General features: G+C 67.3%; 23 protein-coding genes. 3 read left to right on the top strand and 20 right to left on the bottom strand.

The features are described 5' to 3' along the window. Genes ACGHC0_RS22350 through ACGHC0_RS22360 form a run of 3 tightly spaced genes read right to left on the bottom strand, consistent with a single transcriptional unit; the run spans nucleotide 1 to nucleotide 3,080 of the window. Nucleotides 1-2,184, bottom strand: coding sequence for a chemotaxis protein CheW (locus ACGHC0_RS22350; RefSeq protein WP_415266807.1), 2,184 nt, complete (start codon nucleotides 2,182-2,184; stop codon nucleotides 1-3). Between the two features lie 37 nt (nucleotides 2,185-2,221). Further along, complete coding sequence (locus tag ACGHC0_RS22355) at nucleotides 2,222-2,584, bottom strand: response regulator (protein WP_011797390.1); 363 nt, start codon at nucleotides 2,582-2,584, stop codon at nucleotides 2,222-2,224. A 49-nt stretch (nucleotides 2,585-2,633) separates the two neighbouring features. After that, the gene (locus ACGHC0_RS22360; protein WP_011797391.1) at nucleotides 2,634-3,080 is read right to left on the bottom strand and encodes a hypothetical protein; all 447 of its coding nucleotides are present in this window, start codon (nucleotides 3,078-3,080) and stop codon (nucleotides 2,634-2,636) included. A 191-nt stretch (nucleotides 3,081-3,271) separates the two neighbouring features. Here ACGHC0_RS22360 and ACGHC0_RS22365 point away from each other — a divergent pair, with 191 nt between their 5' ends. After that, nucleotides 3,272-4,375, top strand: a complete 1,104-nt coding sequence (locus ACGHC0_RS22365; protein WP_415266808.1) for an ATP-binding protein — start codon at nucleotides 3,272-3,274, stop codon at nucleotides 4,373-4,375. Then, complete coding sequence (locus tag ACGHC0_RS22370; RefSeq protein WP_011797393.1) at nucleotides 4,372-5,001, top strand: response regulator; 630 nt, start codon at nucleotides 4,372-4,374, stop codon at nucleotides 4,999-5,001. Before ACGHC0_RS22365 ends, ACGHC0_RS22370 begins: the two co-directional genes overlap by 4 nt. 13 nt (nucleotides 5,002-5,014) lie before the next feature. On the opposite strand, the gene fliR is transcribed toward ACGHC0_RS22370, so the two are convergent. The 13 genes from fliR to fliF all read right to left on the bottom strand — a co-directional run bounded on the left by fliR (nucleotide 5,015) and on the right by fliF (nucleotide 16,344). After that, nucleotides 5,015-5,785 (bottom strand): flagellar biosynthetic protein FliR, encoded by a 771-nt coding sequence (gene fliR / locus ACGHC0_RS22375; protein ID WP_368353021.1) that lies wholly within the window; start codon nucleotides 5,783-5,785, stop codon nucleotides 5,015-5,017. A 7-nt stretch (nucleotides 5,786-5,792) separates the two neighbouring features. Next, nucleotides 5,793-6,062, bottom strand: a complete 270-nt coding sequence (gene fliQ / locus ACGHC0_RS22380; RefSeq protein WP_368353022.1) for a flagellar biosynthesis protein FliQ — start codon at nucleotides 6,060-6,062, stop codon at nucleotides 5,793-5,795. Nucleotides 6,063-6,083: 21 nt separating this feature from the next. Beyond that, nucleotides 6,084-6,875 carry a flagellar type III secretion system pore protein FliP gene (fliP, locus tag ACGHC0_RS22385; protein ID WP_415266809.1) on the bottom strand — a complete coding sequence of 264 codons (792 nt, stop codon included), beginning with the start codon at nucleotides 6,873-6,875 and terminating at the stop codon, nucleotides 6,084-6,086. Then, a complete protein-coding gene (locus tag ACGHC0_RS22390) occupies nucleotides 6,868-7,233 on the bottom strand; it encodes a FliO/MopB family protein (protein ID WP_415266810.1) in 366 nt (121 codons plus the stop codon). Before ACGHC0_RS22390 ends, fliP begins: the two co-directional genes overlap by 8 nt. Before the next feature lie 19 nt (nucleotides 7,234-7,252). Continuing rightward, nucleotides 7,253-7,699, bottom strand: a complete 447-nt coding sequence (gene fliN, locus ACGHC0_RS22395; protein ID WP_368353024.1) for a flagellar motor switch protein FliN — start codon at nucleotides 7,697-7,699, stop codon at nucleotides 7,253-7,255. Continuing rightward, on the bottom strand, nucleotides 7,689-8,693 hold the full coding sequence (gene fliM, locus ACGHC0_RS22400; RefSeq protein ID WP_013596638.1) for a flagellar motor switch protein FliM: 1,005 nt from the start codon (nucleotides 8,691-8,693) through the stop codon (nucleotides 7,689-7,691). The genes fliN and fliM overlap by 11 nt, the downstream gene beginning before the upstream one ends. Before the next feature lie 18 nt (nucleotides 8,694-8,711). After that, the gene (gene fliL / locus ACGHC0_RS22405) at nucleotides 8,712-9,299 is read right to left on the bottom strand and encodes a flagellar basal body-associated FliL family protein (protein ID WP_368353025.1); all 588 of its coding nucleotides are present in this window, start codon (nucleotides 9,297-9,299) and stop codon (nucleotides 8,712-8,714) included. 203 nt (nucleotides 9,300-9,502) lie between these two features. After that, nucleotides 9,503-10,936, bottom strand: a complete 1,434-nt coding sequence (locus ACGHC0_RS22410) for a flagellar hook-length control protein FliK (protein WP_415266811.1) — start codon at nucleotides 10,934-10,936, stop codon at nucleotides 9,503-9,505. Next, nucleotides 10,933-11,415, bottom strand: coding sequence for a flagellar export protein FliJ (fliJ, locus tag ACGHC0_RS22415; protein ID WP_415266812.1), 483 nt, complete (start codon nucleotides 11,413-11,415; stop codon nucleotides 10,933-10,935). Before fliJ ends, ACGHC0_RS22410 begins: the two co-directional genes overlap by 4 nt. Before the next feature lie 19 nt (nucleotides 11,416-11,434). Further along, entirely contained in the window at nucleotides 11,435-12,859 is a 1,425-nt protein-coding gene (gene fliI / locus ACGHC0_RS22420) for a flagellar protein export ATPase FliI (protein ID WP_368353028.1), read from the bottom strand. Then, on the bottom strand, nucleotides 12,852-13,586 hold the full coding sequence (locus ACGHC0_RS22425; RefSeq protein ID WP_368353029.1) for a FliH/SctL family protein: 735 nt from the start codon (nucleotides 13,584-13,586) through the stop codon (nucleotides 12,852-12,854). Before ACGHC0_RS22425 ends, fliI begins: the two co-directional genes overlap by 8 nt. After that, complete coding sequence (fliG, locus tag ACGHC0_RS22430; RefSeq protein WP_013596644.1) at nucleotides 13,570-14,565, bottom strand: flagellar motor switch protein FliG; 996 nt, start codon at nucleotides 14,563-14,565, stop codon at nucleotides 13,570-13,572. Before fliG ends, ACGHC0_RS22425 begins: the two co-directional genes overlap by 17 nt. Nucleotides 14,566-14,643: 78 nt before the next feature. Further along, nucleotides 14,644-16,344 (bottom strand): flagellar basal-body MS-ring/collar protein FliF, encoded by a 1,701-nt coding sequence (gene fliF / locus ACGHC0_RS22435; RefSeq protein WP_415266813.1) that lies wholly within the window; start codon nucleotides 16,342-16,344, stop codon nucleotides 14,644-14,646. Nucleotides 16,345-16,521: 177 nt separating this feature from the next. On the opposite strand from fliF, the gene fliE reads away from it, so the two are divergent. Next, nucleotides 16,522-16,839 (top strand): flagellar hook-basal body complex protein FliE, encoded by a 318-nt coding sequence (fliE, locus tag ACGHC0_RS22440; RefSeq protein WP_019701718.1) that lies wholly within the window; start codon nucleotides 16,522-16,524, stop codon nucleotides 16,837-16,839. 187 nt (nucleotides 16,840-17,026) lie between these two features. On the opposite strand, the gene ACGHC0_RS22445 is transcribed toward fliE, so the two are convergent. From ACGHC0_RS22445 to ACGHC0_RS22460, 4 genes are all read right to left on the bottom strand, one after another. Then, the gene (locus ACGHC0_RS22445; protein ID WP_368353031.1) at nucleotides 17,027-17,326 is read right to left on the bottom strand and encodes a flagellar protein FliT; all 300 of its coding nucleotides are present in this window, start codon (nucleotides 17,324-17,326) and stop codon (nucleotides 17,027-17,029) included. 14 nt (nucleotides 17,327-17,340) lie between these two features. After that, nucleotides 17,341-17,751: a flagellar export chaperone FliS gene (gene fliS, locus ACGHC0_RS22450; RefSeq protein ID WP_368353032.1), complete on the bottom strand. Its 411-nt coding sequence runs from the start codon at nucleotides 17,749-17,751 to the stop codon at nucleotides 17,341-17,343. A gap of 102 nt (nucleotides 17,752-17,853) precedes the next feature. Continuing rightward, a complete protein-coding gene (fliD, locus tag ACGHC0_RS22455) occupies nucleotides 17,854-19,281 on the bottom strand; it encodes a flagellar filament capping protein FliD (protein ID WP_368353033.1) in 1,428 nt (475 codons plus the stop codon). 156 nt (nucleotides 19,282-19,437) lie between these two features. Further along, the gene (locus ACGHC0_RS22460) at nucleotides 19,438-20,652 is read right to left on the bottom strand and encodes a flagellin (protein ID WP_368353034.1); all 1,215 of its coding nucleotides are present in this window, start codon (nucleotides 20,650-20,652) and stop codon (nucleotides 19,438-19,440) included. Between the last annotated feature and the right edge of the window lie 101 nt (nucleotides 20,653-20,753).

Genomic DNA, 20,753 nt, shown 5'->3' on the forward strand with positions numbered 1-20,753 from the left:
TCAATGGCGGACACGGCGGACCAGGGCCCCGGTGTCGAGGATCAGTGCCACGGTGCCGTCGCCCAGAATGGTGGCACCCGACACGTTGGGCACCTTCCGGTAATTGGTCTCCAGGTTTTTCACCACGACCTGGTGCTGCCCCAGCAATTCGTCCACCAGCAATGCAACGCGGCTGCCGTCCGCTTCGACGACCACCATGATGTTGCTGGACTTGCTCTGGTCGATGCGCGGCACCTGGAAGGTTCTCTCCAGGGCGATGACGGGCATGTACTCGTCGCGCACCTTGACCAGTTGCGAGCCCTGGGCCACCGTGTTGACGTCGTCGGGGTTGACCTGGAAGGACTCCACGACGGACGACAGCGGCAGGATGTACACCTCTTCGCCGACGCCGACCGACATGCCGTCCATGATGGCCAGGGTGAGCGGCAGCCGGACCGAGACGCGCATGCCGTAGCCTTCGGCGGAATCGATCTCGACGGAACCGTTGAGCGCAGCAATGTTCTTCTTGACCACGTCCATGCCCACGCCGCGGCCGGACACGTCGGTGACCTCGTCGGCGGTGGAGAAGCCGGGCGCGAAGATGAGGCCCCAGACGTCCGCATCGCTCATCTGGTCGGACACATCCAGCCCGCGTTCGCGCGCCTTGCGCAGGATCTTCTCGCGCGACAGGCCGCGGCCGTCGTCACGCACTTCGATGACGATGGAGCCGCCCTGGTGCGAAGCGGACAGCGTGATGGTGCCGTGCTCGGACTTGCCGGCAGCAAGGCGGTCCGCCGGCATTTCGATGCCGTGGTCGCAGCTGTTGCGCACCAGGTGGGTCAGCGGGTCGGTGATCTTCTCGACGAGGCTCTTGTCGAGCTCGGTCGCTTCGCCCAGGGTGACGAGATCGACCTTCTTGCCCAGTTTGTTGGCCAGATCGCGCAGCATGCGCGGGAACCGGCTGAACACGATGGACATCGGAATCATGCGGATGGACATGACCGATTCCTGCAGGTCCCGGGTATTGCGGTCGAGATCGGCCAGACCCGCGAGCAGCTGCTGGTACACCGCGCCGTCGAGGCCCCGGCTGTTCTGCGCCAGCATGGCCTGGGTGATGACGAGCTCGCCCACCAGGTTGATCAGCTGGTCCACCTTGTTCACCGCCACCCGGATGGTGGTGGATTCCATCTGCGCCTGGCTGGCAGCCTTGGTCTCCGCAGCGCGGCCGCCAGCGGCCGCCGGCCTCGAAGCCGCGCCATCGGCGGCCCCACCCGTGGAGGCGCCTGCGGCAGCGGAGTCCGAGCGCTCGCCGGGCATGCCGGGGGCTCCCGGGAAGAAACCATAGGAGGCTTCCAGCGCGCCGCCGGGGGCGGACGGGGCCGCCGCCACGCCGGGAGCCTCTTCGACAGGCTCAGGCTCGGCAGCGCCGGCGGCAGTGATCCGCACCTGCTCCTTCGAGACATGGAATGCGAACAGGTCGAGCAGGTCGTCGTCCGTGGAGGTGGTTTCCACGCCGAAAACGCGCACGCCTGGCTGTTCGGAAGGCAGGTCGCGGATGGTGCCCAGGCCGACGATGTCGCGGAACAGGTCCTTGATGGCATCCGCCTGCTCGTTGCGCTCGACAGGGCCGATGCGGATTTCCAGCGAGCGGGCCACGCCGGGGCCGGAGGGCGCGGGCATCGACGCGGGGGCGGCCACGGGGGCCGGTGCGGGAGCGGCCTGCACGGGAGCCGGGGCGGGCGCAGGAGCGGGGGACGGCGGCGTGGCGGGACCCGCAGCAGGCACGACGCCTGCGGCGAGTTCGCTGATGCGGCGCACCAGGTCGCCGGTGGACAGGGCCTCGCCCTGGCCACCCGCCTGGTGGCGGGCCAGCAGGCTGCGGGACGCATCCGCGGATTCGAGCAGCACGTCCACCATCTGCGGGATGGGCTGGAGTTCGTGCCTGCGCAGGCGGTCCAGCAGGGACTCCATCTGGTGGGTGAGCTCGGCGACATCGGAGAAGCCGAACGTCGCGGCGCCCCCCTTGATGGAGTGTGCACAGCGGAAGATGCCGTTGAGCTCTTCGTCGTTGGCCGCGCTCAGGTCCAGATCCAGCAGCATGTGCTCCATCTGGTCCAGGTTCTCTCCAGCTTCCTCGAAAAAGATCTGGTAGAACTGGCTGAGGTCGAAATCGCCGCCGGCGCCTTCTTGGTAGTTTTCGGCCATGAATGGCTCCCCTTGTGCTTGTGTATGACGCCGAGGCTCAGCGAATCACCTTCTGGATGACCTCGATCAGGCGGTTGGGATCGAAGGGTTTCACCAGCCAGCCCGTGGCGCCGGCATTGCGGCCGGCCTGCTTCATCTGGTCGCTGGACTCGGTGGTGAGGATCAGGATGGGGATGGTCTTGAAGCGCGGATGCTCGCGCAGCTTGCGCGTGAGGCCGATGCCATCCAGGCGGGGCATGTTCTGGTCGGCGAGGACCAGCTGGATGTCATGGGTTTCCGCCTTTTCCAAGGCATCCTGGCCGTCAACGGCCTCCACCACGTGGTAGCCGGCACCCGTCAAAGTGAAGGACACCATCTTGCGCATGGAGGGCGAATCATCAACGGCGAGGATCGATTGCATTTAAGGCTCCAACTCACTTGAATATATAAGGTAACCAGACGGGGCAAGGTCAGAAGAGATCAATGGAACCGGCGTCCATCTCGCTTTGGGTGACCGGATTGGGGCGGTCTGGTGCCATCTCGGCGAACGGCGCGGCCTCCTCTCCCTCTTCGGAGCCCATGGCTTCGGAGGCAAGCCTGAACGCGCAGCCCTGGAGCACCTTGGTGGTGTGCCAGATCAGCTGCGAAGCCATGTCCTGGAATTGCAGTTCCGTGACGGCGCTCCTCAAGGCAGTGCGCAAAGCGAGCAGTTCCGGGGAGCCCTTGATCAACTCGTCCGACAGGGCCTGGTTGGCTTCGCCGAAGCGGGCGAGCAGATTGTCGGTTGCATGGCTGAGCAGGCCTTCGAGGCGGTGCAGGTCGCGCATGACGACGAGGAGGGAATCCTGAAGTTCCGCTGCCACCATGACGGGGAGCTGGACTCCTGGCTCATCGGGGCCTGTTAGCGTAGATTGCATGGTTTCTCCATGGCAGCAGGCGGCTCAAGGCACGCTAAATCCATTCCGGCAAACACGCTGGTGGCCACACCACCGGCAACGACGCCTCGCCCGGTCGGCGAAGCGCTCCCGCAGGGCACGAACGGCACGCCGTGGCGCGCTGTTTGTTCCAATATGTATCCTATGATAGCGTTCATATGGTCTCAGGAGTAATGGTTAAACCCCTGCGCATCCTGCATCTCGAAGATTCCCCTGCGGACCATGCTTTGGCATGTATTACGTTGCGCCGCGCCAACGGGATGTATGAAATACGCCACGCAGACACGATGGAGTCGTTCATGGCCTGGCTGGATGCGGAGCGATTCGATCTGGTCCTCGCCGACTACCGTCTTCCCGGCTTCACGGCACTGGATGCATGGCGCTGGGTGAGCGAGCGCGGCGACGCGCCGCCCTTCTTGCTGCTGTCCGGCGCCATCGGCGAGGCCGCGGCCGTGGATGCGATGCGCCTGGGCATGGCGGACTATCTCCTGAAGGACGACATGGCCCGGCTGCCGCACGTGATCGGCCGCGCCATCGAAGTACATGAAGCGCGCAGGGCGCGCGAGCAGGCGGTGCGCGACCTCGCGGCGTCGGAACGGCGGCTGGCGGAGCTGACCGAGCATCTGCAGATCTCCATCGAGCGGGAGCGTGCGGCAATCGCCCGCGAGATCCACGACGACATCGGCGGCGCCCTGACGGCGGTGCGCTTCGACGTGGGGTGGATCGCCAGGCATTCCACGGAAGAGGCCGTGCGGGGCCATGCCGGCAGCGCCACGGAGATGCTGCAGCACGCCATCGAGGCGAGCCAGCGCATCATGATGAATCTGCGCCCGCCCATCCTCGACCAGGGGCTGGTAGCCGCGGTGCAGTGGCTGGCCGAGAGCTTCGAGCGCCGCACCGGCATTCCCACCCGGCTGCATTCCAGCCGGGATACGATCGAGGTGCCCGGCGACGTGCAGCTGGTGGCCTACCGCACGGCGCAGGAGGCGTTGACCAACGTGTCGAAGTACGCCCAGGCCCGGCAGGTCACCATCGATCTCTCGGACAGCGAGCGCGTGCTGACGCTGGAAGTGACGGACGATGGCTGCGGCATGGAGCCCGCCACGCGGAACAAGCCGAAGTCCTTCGGGCTCAAGGGCCTGCAGGAACGGGCGAGAACGGTCGGAGGGTGGCTGGACATCAGCAGCCAGCCGGGACGCGGCACGTCGGTCATCGTGTCGATACCGCTGGAGCCGCAGGTCGGCCAGGACGTAGCAGACCCGGGAGAAATGCCATGATCCATGTCGTGCTGTGCGACGACCACGCCGTGCTGCGGCGCGGCATCCGCGACACGCTCACCGAAGCGCCGGACATCCAGGTGACCGGAGAGGCTGGCGGCTATTCGGAACTGCGCGAGATCCTGCGCAAGGCGCCCTGCGACGTGCTGCTGCTGGACCTGAACATGCCGGGCCGCAGCGGGCTGGAGGTATTGAGCAGCCTGAAGGAAACGGACTCGGCCATCAAGGTGCTCGTGGTGTCGATGTATCCCGAAGACCAGTACGCCCTGCGTTGCCTGCGGGCCGGGGCACAGGGCTATGCCAACAAGGCGGGCGATCCCATGGAGCTGATCGAGGCCGTCCGCACCGTGATGAAGGGCCGCAAGTACCTGACGCCGGAGGTGGCGCAGATGCTCGCGGACAGCCTGGCACAGCCCGCGCCCGAGCTGCCCCACGAGGCCCTGTCCGAACGCGAACTCCAGACGCTGGTGAAGATCGCGTCCGGCAAGCGCCTTTCGGATATTGCGGAAGAGCTCATGCTGAGCCCGAAGACCGTGAGCGTGTACCGCTCGCGCGTGCTGGAGAAGCTCAAGCTCAGCAACAACGCCGAACTGACGGTGTACGCCATCCGCAACCAGCTGGTGTGAGGTTGCCGGCCGCTCACCGCTGCGATGCGAAGAGGTCGATGGATTGCTGCATGAGGGTGAGCACCGGCTGCTCGAGCATGGGCAGCGTGGCGGCGATGCCCAGCAGCCCGACGGTCAGGGTCACCGGAAACCCCACCGCATAGATGTTCATCTGCGGCGCCACGCGGGAGATCACGCCAAGGGCCAGGTTGACGAACATCAGCAGCGCGATCATGGGCAGGGCGATCCAGAGCGCGCTGGAAAACAGCGAGGCGCCGAGTTCGTGCAGGCGCATCTGGCCGATCGACTGCAGGAAATTGCCATCCACGGGAAAGCTGTCGAAGCTTTTCACCACGGCCATGAGCACCATGAGATGGCCATTGATGACCACGAAGAGCAGCATGGCCATGTGGCCGAAGAAGCGGCCTACCGCACTGACCTGCCCGCTGGTGGAGGGATCGAAGAAGGAGGCGAAGTTGAGCCCCATCTGCAGGCCGACGACCTCGCCCGCCAGTTCGACAGCCGTGAAGACCAGCCGCACCGCGAAGCCGACCGACATGCCGACCGCCACCTGCTGGGCGACCGCTCCGAGCGCTCCGCGGCCGTTGACACTGATGACGGGCTGGTCGGGCAGCACCGCCTGCGCGCATACGGCGACCAGAAAGGCCAGGCCGATCTTGGCCCGGACGGGGATGCTGCGCATGGAAAATACCGGCGCGACCATGAAGACGGCGAGCACCCGCAGGAACGGCCACAGCACCGGCGAGAGCCAGGCCATGATCTGCGCCTCGGAGAAGGTGATCACGCCGCGCTCAGGTGACCACGGACGGGATGGATTCGATGGTGCGCCGGATGTAGTCCACCAGGGAAGTGATCATCCAGGGACCCACGACCGCGAACACGACCATGGCGGCGATGAGCTTGGGCACGAAGGCGAGCGTGGCCTCCTGGATCTGGGTGACGGCCTGGAAGATGCTGACGAGCAGTCCGACCACCATGACTGAACCGAGCACCGGCATGGACACCATGAGCAGCAGCGTGAGCGCGTCGCGCCCCATCGTCAGGACCATTTGGGAGGTCATGGTAATTCCTTCTCTTTGGCGTCAGGTCACGAAGCTGGCGGCCAGGGAGCCGAGCAGCAGGTTCCACCCGTCCGCCAGCACGAACAGCATCAGCTTGAACGGCAGCGCCACCAGCACCGGGGACAGCATCATCATGCCCAGTGACATGAGGATGCTGGAAACCACCATGTCGATGACCAGGAACGGGATGAAGATCATGAACCCGATCTGGAAGGCCGACTTGAGCTCGCTGGTGACGAAGGCGGGCACGAGCACGCGCATGGGCGCGGTCTCCGCCGTGGCCCCCGACGGCAGCTTCGCGAGCCGGGCGAACAGGGCGAAATCCGACTGGCGGGTCTGCTTGAGCATGAAGGAGCGCATGGGCGCCTCCGCGCGCTCGACGGCCTGCTCGAAGGTGATCGTGTTGTTGCTGTAGGGCAGGTAGGCGTCCGCATAGACGCGGTCGAAGGTGGGGCCCATGACGAAGAACGTCAGGAACAGCGACAGGCCGATGATGACCTGGTTCGGCGGCGCGGACTGCGTGCCGATCGCCTGGCGGATCAGCGACAGCACGATGACGATGCGGGTGAAGCCGGTCATCATGAGCAGCACGGCCGGCAGGAAGGACAGCGCCGTGAAGAACAGCAGGGTCTGGATGGGCACCGAATAGCTGGTTCCGCCCGCGCCGGAGCCGATGAGGACCGGCAGGCTGCCGCCGCCGGCGGCCTGCGCCCAGGCGGAGGAAGGGACCATCACCGCGCAGGCGAGCGCACCCGCCAGGGCCGGGCCGGCATGCCGCGGCCGGACGGCGGCGGAGCACGTTGCCTCAGCCATGCGCAGCGGGCGCATCCTGGCGCCGGGTGGCGGCGGCCATCTCGCCAGCGAAGGACGTGGGCGACGGCACGTGGGCCGGGGGCGACGGTCCCGCGGCCGAAGGATGGATCACGTGCAGGCACCGGACCTGCTGGGCCGTGACGCCCAGCACCAGCCATACGCGCTGGTGTTCCGGGCCGACCTCCACCGTCACCACCCGCTGCTGGGGCCCGACCGGCACGGCGGAGAGCACCTTGGCCGCCGCGCCCATGCCGGAACCCGAGGCGCCGGCCTGGCGTTGCTGCAGGCGCCGGACGAGCCAGGGCAGCAGCGCCACCACGGCGATGAACAGGACGACGACGGCCAGGGTTTGCGCCATGCCGGCGCCCGAAGCGGCGTTATCCACGGCTCACGCGGCGCAGCCGCTCCGAAGGCGTGACCACGTCGGTCAGCCGGATGCCGAACTTGTCGTTGACCACCACGACCTCGCCCTGGGCGATCAGGTAGCCGTTGACCAGCACGTCCATGGGCTCGCCGGCCAGGGCATCGAGCTCGACGACGGACCCTTGCGCCAGCTGCAGGATGTACTTGATGGGCACCTTGGTGCGGCCCAGCTCCACCGACAGCTGGACGGGGATGTCCAGCACCATGTTGATGTCGTTGACCGGCGCCTCGTTGCTCGAGGAGAACGGGCGCACGGGCTCACCCGCGAGAGGGCCGCCCTGGTCCGTGGGCTGCGCCTCGTCGGAGCTCTTCTGCTCCTCCAGCGCTTCGGCCCAGCCGGCGAACGGATCGTCCGCCGCGCTCTTGCCGTCGTTGTCGTTGTTGTCGCCTTCAGTTGACATTCTTTTCTCCCAGCCAGTTCACATCGGGATTGCGCAGGCACTCTTCGATGCGGATGGCGTACTTGGAATTGTGCGTGCCGTACTGGCACTCGAAGATGGGGACCCCCCCGATCGATGCCTGGATGCGCGGCTCGCGGTCGAGTTCGATGAAATCGCCGGGTTTCATCGCAAGCAACTGCTCGACGGTGGCATCCGCGCGGGCCAGTTCGGCCACGAGGGTGACCTCGGCCGCCTGGATCTCGCGGGTCAGCACGCGCACCCAGCGGCGATCGACTTCGATCGAATCACCCTGCGTCGAGGAATAGAGCACATCGCGGATCGGCTCGAGGGTCGCATAAGGCATGCAGATGTGGATGGCCCCCGACAGGTCGCCGATCTCGAGCTGGAAGGCGGTGGAGACCACGATCTCGCTCGGGGTGGCGATGTTCGCGAACTGCGGCTGCATCTCGGAGCGCTGATATTCCAGCTCCAGCGGGTAGATGCCGTGCCAGGCCTTCTTGTATTCGGCGCAGATCACATCGACCAGGCGGTTGATGACGCGCTGCTCGGTGGGGGAGAAGTCGCGCCCCTCGATCCGCGTCTGGAATTTGCCGACGCCGCCGTAGAGCGTGTCGATGATGCCGAACACCAGCGAGGGCTCGCAGACGATCAGGCCGCTGCCGCGCAGGGGGCGGATGGCCACGATGTTGAAGTTCGTGGGCACCGCCAGTTCGCGCAGGAAGGCGCTGTAGCGCTGCACGGACACCGTGCCCACCGAGATTTCCGGGCTGCGGCGGATGAAGTTGAACAGGCCGATGCGGAAGTTGCGGGCGAACCGTTCATTGACGATTTCCATGGTCGGCATGCGACCACGGACGATGCGCTCCTGGCTGGAGATGTCGTAATTGCGGATGGCACCGGTGTCCGCGGCCTCTTCGACGGACTTCTGGCTTTCACCCGTGACGCCTTCCAGCAGGGCATCGACTTCTTCCTGGGAAAGGAATGACTCGCTCATGGGAAATCTCCTGCCGGCTCACTGGATGATGAAACTGGAGAAAAGCACCTGTCGCACGGGATTGTTGTCGGCCTTCGGGCGCGGTGCCTCTTCGCCGTCGTCGTCCTCGTCGCTGGCGGGCCGCTTGCGCGGCTTGGGCACGGTGTAGCCCAGGGGTTTGGACACCTCGCGGCGGATGTCCACGGCCAGCTTCTCCTTGCCATCGCGGGTGAGGAGTTCCTGGGAGGTGCGCTGCGACACCAGCATCAGGATCGCGCTGCGGATGCTGGGCAGGTACTGCTTGACCTGGTCGGATGTCTTGGCATCGGCCAGCTCCAGCGTGATGCCGATCTGGGCGAAACGCTCGCCGCCGGTGTCGGCGAGGTTCACCACCATGTTCTCGATCGGCAGGAAAGTGGGGGCCACCTTTTCCTTGTGCTCGACCTGCGCGGCCTTGGCATGGCCACCGCCGCCCTCCTCGTCCTCGTCGCCATGGCTGCGCTTGGAGAGGAGGAACCAGGCCGCGCCACCGCCGGCCAGCACCAGCACCGCGACGATGGCGATGATGAGGACCAGCTTCTTGCTTTTCGGCTTGGCGGCGGCTGCGGCAGGAGGGTTGGCAGACACGTTGGGTTTCCTTGCGCAACGGATTCGGTGGGGAGGGGCTGGCCGGGGCCGGGCACCCTGGAAGGCCTTCCCGCACTCCATCGAGCGCGGACCTTCCGCTAGGGGCCATTATTGGATACCGGCGCGGCGGATAATAGCCAGAATAGCGGCGGAAAGGCCCTCTTTCCAGCGGTTGCGCAAGCCCTCCCCGGACTCCCCCGTGCTTAGGCGAAGACGTCCAGGGCGCGGTCCGGACGGGATGCGGGCCGGGGCGTGTCTGCAGCCCCTTGCGTGCCTCCTCCGGCAGCCTGCACTCGGCCGATGCGCGAGCCGTCCTCGCCGCGCCCGGAGGGGCGCCCCGAGGCATCGCCCCCGGCGCCCGCGCCGGACTGCCCGATGGACACGCCCGCGAGTTCCAGGCCTTCTCCGCGCAGCAGTTCGCGCAACTGGGACACGCTGGTGTCCAGCATGTCCCGGGTCTGGGACTGGTCGCTGCGGAAAGCGACATGGGCCTCGTTGCCCGTCAACGACACGGACACCTCGACCGGCTGGCCATCCCTGTCGATCGTGAGTTCGGCATTCTGCGTCTTCTGGTGCACCCAGTAGGCCACCTGTTCGGCAATCTGGTCTTCCATGGGAATCTGCGAAGGGTCCGCGACGCCGGCCGCCCCGTCCCCCAGCGTACCCGCGGCCAAGGAACCCGTTGCCTGCGCGCCATCCGGAGATGCCGGCACCACGGTCCGTTCCATGCCGAGGGAGGCCGTTGGAGCCGCATCGGCCCGCCCGCCCGCCTGCCGGGCGAGGTCCTGCAGGGCGCCGCCCACGGCGGAGGCAGCTGCCATGGAGGATTCGCCGCCACGTGCGGCAGCCTGCATTCCGGCGGCTGCACCCGCGTCGCGGCGGTCCGATGGCGCCGTCGCCCCCGCCGATGCGGAAGACGCAGAGGCCGCGGCCTGGGCCAGGGCATGCGCGCCGGGAATATCGCCGTCCTTGCCTCCCAGGACCGGGACGATCAGGCCGCCTCCAGCCCCCGTACCGGCCGCCTCGGGGGCTGCACCGGCCGTGCCGCCCATGGCGGCGTGCCCGGACCGCGCCATCCCGCCCCGGGACGCGGTGAAGGCCTTGCCGGCCGCGTTGGCAGCAGACCCCGAAAGATCGGCGGCGCCATCGATAAGGGCCGTCTGCCCCACCAGGCTGCTCGCGTCCATCAGCCCTGCAGGCCGGAGGGCCTGCGTCAGAGAGCCTCCCGCCCCGCCCCCCAGGGAACCCGCCGCGGCAGGCCAGGCCCCGGCCGTGCCGCCCGGCGCCATGCCCTGCAGCGCCATGGCCAGCGGATCCGTACCGGGCAGCCCCGATGTGCCTGCATTGCCCGCCGCACCGCCGGATGCGAGTGCATCGGCAGCCAGCGCGCCACTGGCCAGGGCGGCGCCCAGGCCATTGTCCGCACCCGGCAGCGCACCGGCATCGGTACCGTCCAGCCCGGCCCCGAGCGATGCCAGCAGCATCGAAAAGCCGCCCTGGCCGCTGGTGGCATCGGTGCCGGCATCCGCGGCTGTTGCGTTGCCGGTCTTGCCGGCGCCCCGGGCGCCCCTGGCCTCGTGCGTTGCGTGGCCCGAAGACGGCGCACGGGCCGTGCGGTTCTGGATGTCGTTGCTCATGTCGTCAGCTCCTCTGGCCCGCCAGGGCCCTGCCCCGCACCCGGGGCCTTTCCGAACCGCAGCGCGGCGCGCTCGTCCGTCTGTTTCTGATCCCGCCGTGCTTCGGCCTGGGCGATGTCGTGGCGCCGGCGCTCCACGACCTTGCGCAGCGCCGCGACGCGCAGCTCGGCCTGCAGCAGGGCCTGGCTCGCGGCGCGCACGCGGCCCTCCTGCTCTCCGATCACGCTGCTCTGCACGCCCATGGCATGCCCGAGGCGGTCCATGAACTGGTAGTGGTGGTACATGACCTCCGGCTTGACCGTGGCATCGGCGCGCATGCCCCAGCGCCCTTCCGTCTCGTGTGCGTACCCCTGCAGCTGCTGCAGCTGCGCTTCGGAGGCGATCCGGGCGCGCTGGAGATCCTGCAGGGCCTGGCGCGCCGCGTCGCGCTGGCGCTCCGCCATCTCGACGGCAACCAGGAATGCGTTGAGGGAGGCCATGGCGGTGCCGCTCCCCGGGTCAGGCCTGCGGGCCCAGTACGGCCGCCATGGCATGCAGGCTGTCCTGCATGGGGGAGGCCTCGAACATGTCCTGCTGGAGGAAGGCAGCCATCGCCGGCTGCAGGCGGATCGCCTCGTCCAGCGCCGGGTCGGAGCCGCTCATGTAGGCGCCGACCTGGATCAGGTCGCGGCTTTTCTGGTAGCGCGAGTAGACGGCGCGGAACCGGCGCGCAAGGTCGAAATGCTCGCGCGAGGCCACGTTGTGCATGACACGCGATGCGGACTGCTCGATGTCGATCGCCGGGAAGTGCCCGGTCTCCGCCAGCGCGCGGGACAGCACGATGTGGCCATCGAGGATGGCCCGTGCCGAGTCGGCGATGGGGTCCTGCTGGTCGTCCCCTTCGGACAGGACGGTATAGAAAGCGGTGATGGAGCCCACGCCGTGCAATCCGTTGCCGCTGCGCTCGACCAGCGCCGGCAGCTTGGCGAAGCAGCTCGGCGGATAGCCCTTGGTGGCGGGCGGCTCGCCGATGGCGAGCGCGATCTCGCGCTGGGCCATGGCATAGCGGGTGAGCGAATCCATGAGCAGCAGCACGTGCTTGCCCTTGTCCCGGAAGTGCTCGGCGATGGCCGTGGCGTAGGCGGCGCCCTGCATGCGCAGCAGCGGCGGTGCATCTGCCGGCGCGGCGACCACCACGGCGCGCTCCCGGTCCTGCTCGCCCAGGATGTCCTCCACGAACTCCTTGACCTCGCGCCCGCGCTCGCCGATGAGCCCCACGACGATGACGTCGGCCTGCGTATAGCGGGCCATCATGCCGAGCAGCACGCTCTTGCCGACCCCGGAGCCCGCGAAAAGCCCCAGGCGCTGACCGCGCCCCACGGAGAGCAGCGCGTTGATCGCCCGCACGCCGGTGTCCAGCATCTCGCGCACGGGGTCGCGGTCCATGGCATTGATCTGGCGCCGGTCCATGGGTTCGGAGGAAACGTCCTGCACCGGCCCGCCATGGTCGAGCGGCAGGCCCTGCGAGTCCACGACGCGGCCCAGCAGGCCGTCGCCCATGGGCAGGCGCAGGATGCCCGCGGCCGTCGACGGGCGCGTGGAATCGCCCAGGCGCGGCACGGGGACATAGGGCGCGGCCGGTACCACGCTCGCGCCACTGGACAGGCCGTGGATGTCGCCCGCAGGCATGAGGAAGGCCCGGTCGCCCGAGAAGCCGACGACCTCCGCCAGCACGGCCTCGTGGCCGGGCATCTGCACCAGGCATTGCGATCCCACGGGGACGCGGATGCCCGCGGCCTCCAGGACGAGCCCGGTCAGCCGCGTCAGGGTTCCGCGGGTTTCGAGCGACGAGCCCTCGGCCAGGCGCCCGCGCGCACCGGACATGAACGCGTCCCAGGGTGAATCCTGCAGTTGCGGATCCGACACGGCGGCGCTGTCAGCCATGGCCCGGCTCCTCGATCTTCCAGGCCGACGACAGCCCCAGGGCCGCGATGGCGCGGCGCCAGCGCCTGTCGAGCGAGCCGTCCACCACCGTGCCCGCGGATTCGACCAGGCAGTCGCCCTCGCCCACGGAGGCATCCGGCACCCACTGGATCTTCGCCCCGGCGTATTCCGTGGTGAGCGGCTGCTCCAGGAACGACCAGTCGGATGGATGGATGCGCACCGTGGCCGGGCGCCCTTCGGCCACGAGCATGCCCAGCGCCTCGCGCACCACGGGCAGCAGGGCCTGCGGTCCGCTGGACAGCTCCTGCCGCACGACCTGGCGGGCGATGTCGCAGGCCAATTCCAGGATCTCCTGCGCCATGCGCTGCTGCAGATCGGTCAGCCCGGCGTCGGCCGCGAGCACCAGCCGCTCCAGCCGCGCAGCCGTCTCGCGGCCCTGTCCGCCGATGTAGTCGTCCATGCGCTGCTGCCACGCCAGGGCGGTTTCCTCCTCGCCCTGGGCCTTGCCCTGCGCGAAGGCCTCCTCGCGCGCGGCCTCGAGCGCAGCCTGGTGGGTGGCCTCGTCGATGCCCGGAGGCGGCAATTCGGCGGCCTCGGGCTCCGCCTCCACCGGCGGGAGCAGGTCGGAGCCATCCACCGCGCCGAAATGCCATTGCGTCACATCGCCGATCTCCTCGCTCGGGATGAAGCGCGTGTAGGCGCCGCGGGGGCTATACGAATGCGTCATCGCCGCCGCCTCCGATCACGATCTGGCCTTCGTCGGACAGCCGACGCACGGTCTTGAGGATTTCCTTCTGCTGCGCCTCGACTTCCGACAGCCGCATGGGGCCCCGCGACTCCAGGTCTTCGCGCATGGCTTCCGCGGCACGCGAGGACATGTTGGAGAGGAACTTCTCGCGCAGTTCCGGCTGGGCGCCCTTGAGCGCGACCACCAGGGTCTCCGAGGCCACTTCGCGCAGCACGGTCTGGATGGCGCGGTCGTCCAGCTTGTTGACGTCGTCGAAGACGAACATCTTGTCCATGATCTTCTGGGCCAGGTCGGGGTCGTAGCCGCGGATCGACTCCAGCACCACCGTGTCCATGTTGGAGCCCAGCAGGTTGATGATTTCCGCGGCCGCCTTGACGCCGCCCAGGGAACTCTTGCGGATCTTGTCGCCGCCGGCCAGCACCTTGAAGAGCACTTCGTTGAGGTCCTTGAGCGCCGTGGGCTGGATGCCCTCCAGCGTGGCCACGCGCAACAGCACTTCGCCGCGCTGGCGATCCGACAGCTGCATGAGCACCGCGGCGGACTGCTCGGGATCCAGGTGCACGAGGATGGCCGCGACGATCTGAGGGTGCTCGTTGCGCAGCAGTTCCGCCACGGAGAGCGGATCCATCCACTTGAGGCTTTCGATGCCCGAGACGTCGCCGCCCTGCAGGATCCGGTCGATCAGCAGCGCGGCCTTGTCGTCGCCCAGAGCGCGCTTGAGAACGGCGCGCACATAGTTGCTGGTGTCGGACACGAGCAGGCTCTGCGCGGCGGCGTCGTTGGAAAAACGGTTGATGACCCCGTCCACCTTGTCCTTGGAGACGGAGCGCATGCGGGCGATGGTCTCGCCGAGCTTCTGCACCTCCTTGGGAGACAGGTGCTTGAACACCTCGGCGGCTTCCTCCTCGCCGAGGGACATCAGCAGGATCGCCGCGTCGTTCAGGCCTTGCTCATCCATGGAAAGTCACCGGTCGGTAGGAAAAGGGGTGGGTGGGAGTGCTCATCGGCACCATCATCGGCGGATGGCGGCCGCGTTTCAAGACTCGCCGTTGACCCACACCTTGAGAATGTTGGCGACGGCCATGGGATTTTCCTTGGCCAGTACCCGCGCCTCCTCCAGGCGCATCTGCTCGGGGGTCTGGATCAGGTCTTCCGGCTTGGTGGGCGCGGCCAGGGCCGGACGCTCGGGCTCGTCGGCCTCGATCGCGTCCACCTGGCGGCCCGAGGCCACCGCCGCAGCGGGCGCCGGCGGCTGGTTCATGCCCTTGATGGCCGGCCGCACCAGCCCCAGGAGGATGAGCGCGGCGAAGAGCGACATGCCCACCGGCCAGCCCAGGCTCTTGGCCAGTTCGATCATTTCCGGCTGCTTCCAGAGCGGCAGCTCGACCGCCGGCGTGTTGTCCACCAGGAACTGGGTGTTCATGATGTTGACCGAATCGCCGCGATCCTTGTTGTACCCGATGGTTTCGCGCACCAGGGCCGTCATCTGCTCGATCTGCTCGGGCGTGAAGGCCTTGGCCTGCGGCGCCTTGCCCGCGGCCTCCGCGATGGCCTGGTAGTTCACGACCACGGCGGCGCTGACACGCTTGATCGCGCCGCTGCCGGCCCGGGTGACGCGTACCGTCTTGTCCACCTCGTAGTTGGTGATGGATTCACGCTTGGATCCGGCAGGCTGGCCCTGCTGGCCGTTGCCTGCCGTGGGCGCGGGGTTGGCGCCATTGACGGGGGCGGTGGACGGCTGGGGCGGCTGGTTGCTGGCGGCGCCCGGCACGCCGGCCGGCGGCTGGTTGCCCTGGGTGCCGCCGGAGCTTTCCACCACCTGCTGGCTGCGCACGGCGCTGCTGTCGGGCGTCTGGTTGGGGCGGTGCTGCTCGGACGTCTGCTCCGATTGCGAGAAGTCCACCTCGGCCGTCACCTGGGCCTTGACGTTGTTCTTGCCGACCACCGGCTCCAGGATGTCCAGGATGCGACGGGTGTATTGCTGCTCGATCTGCTGCACGTAGGACAGCTGCTGGGCATCGATGGCGCTGCCGGCGGCCGTGTCGGGCGACTGCGAGAGCAGCTTGCCGGTGTCGTCGAGCACGCTGACGGCGGAAGGCGACATCTCCGGCACGCTGGACGCCACCAGGTGCACGATGCCGGCCAGCTGGGTGCGGTCGAGGAAGCGGCCGGGATACAGGCTCAGCAGCACGGAAGCGGAGGGCTTCTGCTGTTCACGGAAGAAACCGTTCTGGTTGGGAAGCGCCAGGTGGACGCGCGCGCTCTGCACGGACGACAGCGCCTGGATGGAGCGGGTCAGTTCGCCCTCGAGCCCGCGCTGGAAGTTCAGCCGCTCCTGGAACTGCGTCACGCCGAAGCGGTTGGTCTCCATGAGTTCGAACCCGGTCACCGACCCCTTGGGGAGGCCCTGGGTGGCCAGGCGCAGGCGGACGTCGTGCACGCGCTCGGCAGGCACCAGGATGGCGCCACCCCCCTCCGAATACTTGTAGGGAACATTCATGGTGGACAGCTGGGCCACGATGGCGCCGCCGTCCTTGTCGCTCAGGTTGGAGAACAGCACCTTGTAGTCCGGCTGGCGGTTGAGCACCACCGCGGCAACCACCGCGGCCACCAGCAGCGCGATGCCCGCGCCGAAGCGCAGACGCTTGGAGCGGTCCAGCGCGGAGAAGCGCTGGAGCACGGACGGCGTGCTGGGACTGGCAGGGGGAGCGACAGGGATTTCGGCGACTGCGGACATGGTGCTTTCCAAGGGGACCGCCACGGCACACGGGATCTGGCGTGCCGCGATTATTGGCTGCCGGCCTTGACCCCGGCAGCCGGATAAGGCGCCCGTTTTCCCAGCTATTCCCCAGGATGCGCCGGGCGCCGGGCCCTAGGATTGCACCATCCCCCGCAACCCTTTCCTCCGCCCGCCATGGACCTCCGCATCTCCAGCTCCACCGCTCCCCTGACGGGCGCCGGCCTGGCGCGCCGTGCCACGGCCGCGCCGGAAGCCGCAGCCGGCCAGGAAGTCGGCTTCTCCACGGCGCTCAAGGGCGCACTCCAGTCCGTCAGCGCCGCCCAGAACCGGGCCACCGGCCTGCAGCAGGAAGTGCAGATGGAAAACCCGGCCGTGAGCCTGGAGGAAACCATGATCGCCATCCAGAAGGCCCAGGTGGGCTTCCAGGCGACCCTGCACGTGCGCAACCGGATGGTGCAGGCCTACACGGACATCATGAACATGCAGGTCTGACCCCCGGATCCGGCGCCACGGGGCGCGATCTGCCGGTCAACGGGCCCCGCCAGGGGGCCCTTTCGTCGTTACAACTCTCCCCCCAACAAGCAAAATGCCCCGCTCCCTGTGCAGGGGCGAGGCATTGCGCGCATCCGGCGCCGCAGGAAAGCGCCAAGCGTGGCCCGCGGCATGGCGGGCGCACCTGTCAGTGCATGATCATCGGCTGGCGTTCGAACAGGTGCTCGAACTGCGCCAGCCAGGGTTCGGCCAGGCAACGGATCTCGGCATCGTTGCGCAGGATGCGCTGCATGATGCGCGTCTTCTCGCGGCGGTGCTCCGGCAGCAGCTGCTGGTCCTGCGACTTGAAGCGCAGCTGCTCGATCAGGACGGCACAGGCGCCTTCGCAGCGCACGACCTCGTCCCAGTCCTTGAGCTTGGCGGCTTCGAGCATCCGCGCGCTGCTGTCTTCGATGGCTTTGTAATAGTCAATGAGCATATGGGACATTTCTGGCGCTCCCTTCAGGACGGCCGGTGCGCCTGCGCACCGATCTCGCTCCAGCCCTGGGCCACGGGAGCAATCAAAGTGACCACCTCTTCCACGAGCGCCGCATCGTTGCGCAGGTTGGCCATGGTCAGGCGGCCGACGCAGTAGTCGTAGAGCGAGCGGAGGTTCGCGGCGATCTCGCCGCCCTGGGCGGGATTGAGGCCGCCTTTCAGGCCCTCCTCCAGGATGCGCACGGCCCGGCCGATGTGGCGCCCCTTCTCTTCCACTTCGCCGCGCTGCATGCTGCCGCGGGCGGCATTGAGCGACTGCATCAAACCGTCGAAAAGCATCTGGATCAGTTGGTGGGGGGATGCGCCATCCACGCTGGACTGCACACCGACCTGGCGATAGACCGAGGCTGCGCGGGAACTGACTGGCGTAAACATCGAGGACTCCTTCATGCTGCTTACCTTTCTTATCGGCAAACCATGGGAGAACTCAAGGCCATTTCGCGCAGGAATCGGTGCAGGAACGCAGGCGCCACGGCGTCAGGCATTCCACCGCGCGATCTGCTGCTGCATGTAGGAGCTGAGCGAAGACATGCTGGACATCTGCTTGTCGAGCGCGGTGTACTGGGCGCGCATGCGCTTTTCCAGGGTGTCGGCGCGCTTGTTCACGGCGTCCTGGTCAGCGGAGTTCCGCTTGGACTCGGCCATGAGCGCGTCGGTCTTGTTGTTCATGAGCCCGTCGAACGAGAGCATGGTGGAGGTCAGCGACTTGATGCGCACACCGAGGCCCGTGCTGCTGTCGCCCAAGGAAGGATCCGCGGCGAAGAAAGCCTTCAGGGTGTCGGGCGTCTTGAGCGCGTTGTCGAGTTTGGTGCTGTCGGCCACGGTGAGCTTGCCGCCGCGCTGCATCTGAATGCCGAAATCCGACAGCGTCTGCAGCGCCGCCGTACCGCCGGTGACGGACGTCATGGCCGCGCGGATCGTGCCCATCAGGCCCACGGTCGTGCCATCCCCCTGCAGGACGCCAGCGGTCTTGGTGTCGGCATCGTACTTCGTGACGTCGCCCAGCATGTCGTTCACGGCGTTGTACGCATCCACGAAATCCTGGATGTTCTTCTTCATGGTGGCCGTGTCCGACTTCGCCGAGATCTCCACGTTGTCCGTGGTGACCTTGGAGGCCGTCAGCGTGAGGCCCGGGATCGTGTCCGCGAACACGTTGGTCGTGGAACTGATGTCGATGCCGTTGATCTTGGCCTTGGCGTTCTGAGCGTACTGCACGGCATTGGCCGCCATGCCCGTGTTCGGGGAGCCCTGGGGATCGAACGCCAGCTTGGACAGGCCGGGATTGGCGGAATCTTCCGAGACCTGGATCCGGAAGCCGGCCGTTTCCCCGGTGGCCTTGGAGCGCAGCATCAGCCGCTCGCCGGAGGCGTCGCGCAGCACCGTGGCCGTCATGCCGCCGTCGGCTTCGTTGATCTTGGTGGCGATGGAGGTCATCGAGTCCGTGGCGGACACGCTGATGTTGAAGGCCGCCTTGGAGCCGGCAGTGAATTCCGGAGGATTCTTGGAGGAATCCCAGGAGCCCAGCTGGATGGTCATGTTGCCCGCGCCGACGGCAGCGTCCTTGGCCACCGCACTGGACGCCACCGACTGCGCCCGCGAGAGCTGCTGCACGCTCATGGAGAACGACGTGGCGCTCGCGACCCCCGAGACCGACACGGACACCGCATCGCTGTTGCTCGACGAAACGGCCAAGCCGTTCCAGGCACTGTCGCGCGTGAGCTTGGACGCCGCGTCGGACAGGGTGGATACCAGGGACTTGATCTTGGAATAGGTCGAAATCTTGGTCTGGATGGAGTCGGCGGTCGCCTGCAGCTTGACGAGCGGCTGCTTCTCCAGCGCCACGGTCTGGGAGATGATGCTTTCCACCTGCAGCCCGCTGCCGATACCGATCGAGGTAATGCCCATTTCCGTCTCCCGGGACCTTGCGGCCCGCTTTCATTGATGAAATGCGATTCTGGCAAGAACCTTCGACGCCAAAAGCGCGAAAAGCGGCCACAGGAACCGCCCTGTTGCCGCTTTGGAAGGGGCCGGCCCCTGCCGCCACCCCTTATAAGCCCCCTGTCAACGCAGCAGGGACAGCACGCCCTGCGGCAACTGGTTGGCCTGGGCCACCATGGCGGTACCCGCCTGCTGCAGGATCTGCGTGCGCGACAGGTTGGCCGTTTCCTTGGCGAAGTCGGCATCCACGATCCGGCCGCGGGAAGCGGACAGGTTCTCACCCTGGATGTCGATGTTGCCGGAAGCGTTCTCGAAGCGGCTCTGCAGGGCGCCCAGGTCGGCACGTGCGGAGTTGATCTGGTCGATGGCGCTGTCGATCTTCTTCAGGGCCACCCAGGCGTCCTTCTGCGTGCCCACGGTGACGGTGTCGATGCCCTTCTTGTCCGTGCCGGTGGCCGCGGCCAGCGTCGGGGCAGCGAAACCGTTGTTCGCCACGGAGAAACCCGTGAACGTGATGGTTTCCGGCACCGGCGGGGTGGCGCTGTTGAGCTTGGACGACGCGAACTCCAGGTCGTAGCTGCCGTCGTCCTTCTTGGTCAGGAAGGCCGTCACGCCGGTGTCTGCCGACTTGTTGTTGATGGCGGAAACCACCTGGCCCAGACGCTCCACGCCGGAACCCGCAGCCTTGATTTCGCCCAGGTCGATGGCGGAAGCGGAGCCCACCTGGATGGTCATGCTGCCTGCTGCGATCTTCGTGCCGTAGCCGGTGATCGTGGTGTCGGCGGCGCTGATGGAGGTCACGCTGCCGGTGGAGTATTCGATGGCGGACAGGCCCGAAGCGGAGGAGTTGGTCAGCGCGCCCACGGTGATGTTCTCGCCGGAGTTGGCACCCACCTGGAACAGCGCGCCTGCGAAGCTGCCGTCGAGGATCTTCTGGCCGTTGAAGCTGGTCTGCTTGGCCACACGGTCGATTTCGTTGGTGAGCTGCTTCACTTCTGCCTGCAGGGCGTCGCGGTCCTTCTGGCTGTTGGTCGCGTTGCTGGACTGCACGGCCAGTTCACGCATGCGCTGCAGCATGTCGCCCACCTTGCCCAGGGCGCCTTCGGCCGTCTGCGCCAGAGAGATGCCGTCGTTGGCATTGCGGCCGGCCACGGCCAGGCCCTTGATCTGCGTGTTCATGCGCTCGGCGATGGACAGGCCGGCGGCATCGTCCTTGGCGCTGTTCACGCGCAGGCCGGAAGACAGGCGCTGCATCGAGGTGGTGAGGGAAGACGCCGATGCGCTCAGGTTGCGCTGCGCATTGAGCGAGGCGATGTTCGTGTTGATGGTAGAGGCCATTTGAAACGCTCCTTGGTTACTAAAGTCCGGCTAGGCCGCCGATCACAACGCCAGCCACAAGGCTGGCAGCCAAGACCGGGGCGGCAGTCACGTGAACCCAT

It is taken from the genome of Acidovorax sacchari (assembly GCF_042847045.1).
Taxonomy (GTDB): Bacteria; Pseudomonadota; Gammaproteobacteria; order Burkholderiales; family Burkholderiaceae_C; genus Paracidovorax; species Paracidovorax sacchari.

Bases quoted from the DNA above. Each gene is read 5' to 3' on its own strand.
- ACGHC0_RS22350 (WP_415266807.1), bottom strand. From the start codon at position 2,184: ATGGCCGAAAACTACCAAGAAGGCGCCGGCGGCGATTTCGACCTCAGC.
- ACGHC0_RS22355 (WP_011797390.1), bottom strand. From the start codon at position 2,584: ATGCAATCGATCCTCGCCGTTGATGATTCGCCCTCCATGCGCAAGATG.
- ACGHC0_RS22360 (WP_011797391.1), bottom strand. From the start codon at position 3,080: ATGCAATCTACGCTAACAGGCCCCGATGAGCCAGGAGTCCAGCTCCCC.
- ACGHC0_RS22365 (WP_415266808.1), top strand. From the start codon at position 3,272: ATGGTTAAACCCCTGCGCATCCTGCATCTCGAAGATTCCCCTGCGGAC.
- ACGHC0_RS22370 (WP_011797393.1), top strand. From the start codon at position 4,372: ATGATCCATGTCGTGCTGTGCGACGACCACGCCGTGCTGCGGCGCGGC.
- fliQ (WP_368353022.1), bottom strand. From the start codon at position 6,062: ATGACCTCCCAAATGGTCCTGACGATGGGGCGCGACGCGCTCACGCTG.
- fliP (WP_415266809.1), bottom strand. From the start codon at position 6,875: ATGGCTGAGGCAACGTGCTCCGCCGCCGTCCGGCCGCGGCATGCCGGC.
- ACGHC0_RS22390 (WP_415266810.1), bottom strand. From the start codon at position 7,233: ATGGCGCAAACCCTGGCCGTCGTCGTCCTGTTCATCGCCGTGGTGGCG.
- fliN (WP_368353024.1), bottom strand. From the start codon at position 7,699: ATGTCAACTGAAGGCGACAACAACGACAACGACGGCAAGAGCGCGGCG.
- fliM (WP_013596638.1), bottom strand. From the start codon at position 8,693: ATGAGCGAGTCATTCCTTTCCCAGGAAGAAGTCGATGCCCTGCTGGAA.
- ACGHC0_RS22410 (WP_415266811.1), bottom strand. From the start codon at position 10,936: ATGAGCAACGACATCCAGAACCGCACGGCCCGTGCGCCGTCTTCGGGC.
- fliJ (WP_415266812.1), bottom strand. From the start codon at position 11,415: ATGGCCTCCCTCAACGCATTCCTGGTTGCCGTCGAGATGGCGGAGCGC.
- fliI (WP_368353028.1), bottom strand. From the start codon at position 12,859: ATGGCTGACAGCGCCGCCGTGTCGGATCCGCAACTGCAGGATTCACCC.
- ACGHC0_RS22425 (WP_368353029.1), bottom strand. From the start codon at position 13,586: ATGACGCATTCGTATAGCCCCCGCGGCGCCTACACGCGCTTCATCCCG.
- fliG (WP_013596644.1), bottom strand. From the start codon at position 14,565: ATGGATGAGCAAGGCCTGAACGACGCGGCGATCCTGCTGATGTCCCTC.
- fliF (WP_415266813.1), bottom strand. From the start codon at position 16,344: ATGTCCGCAGTCGCCGAAATCCCTGTCGCTCCCCCTGCCAGTCCCAGC.
- fliE (WP_019701718.1), top strand. From the start codon at position 16,522: ATGGACCTCCGCATCTCCAGCTCCACCGCTCCCCTGACGGGCGCCGGC.
- ACGHC0_RS22445 (WP_368353031.1), bottom strand. From the start codon at position 17,326: ATGTCCCATATGCTCATTGACTATTACAAAGCCATCGAAGACAGCAGC.
- fliS (WP_368353032.1), bottom strand. From the start codon at position 17,751: ATGTTTACGCCAGTCAGTTCCCGCGCAGCCTCGGTCTATCGCCAGGTC.
- fliD (WP_368353033.1), bottom strand. From the start codon at position 19,281: ATGGGCATTACCTCGATCGGTATCGGCAGCGGGCTGCAGGTGGAAAGC.
- ACGHC0_RS22460 (WP_368353034.1), bottom strand. From the start codon at position 20,652: ATGGCCTCTACCATCAACACGAACATCGCCTCGCTCAATGCGCAGCGC.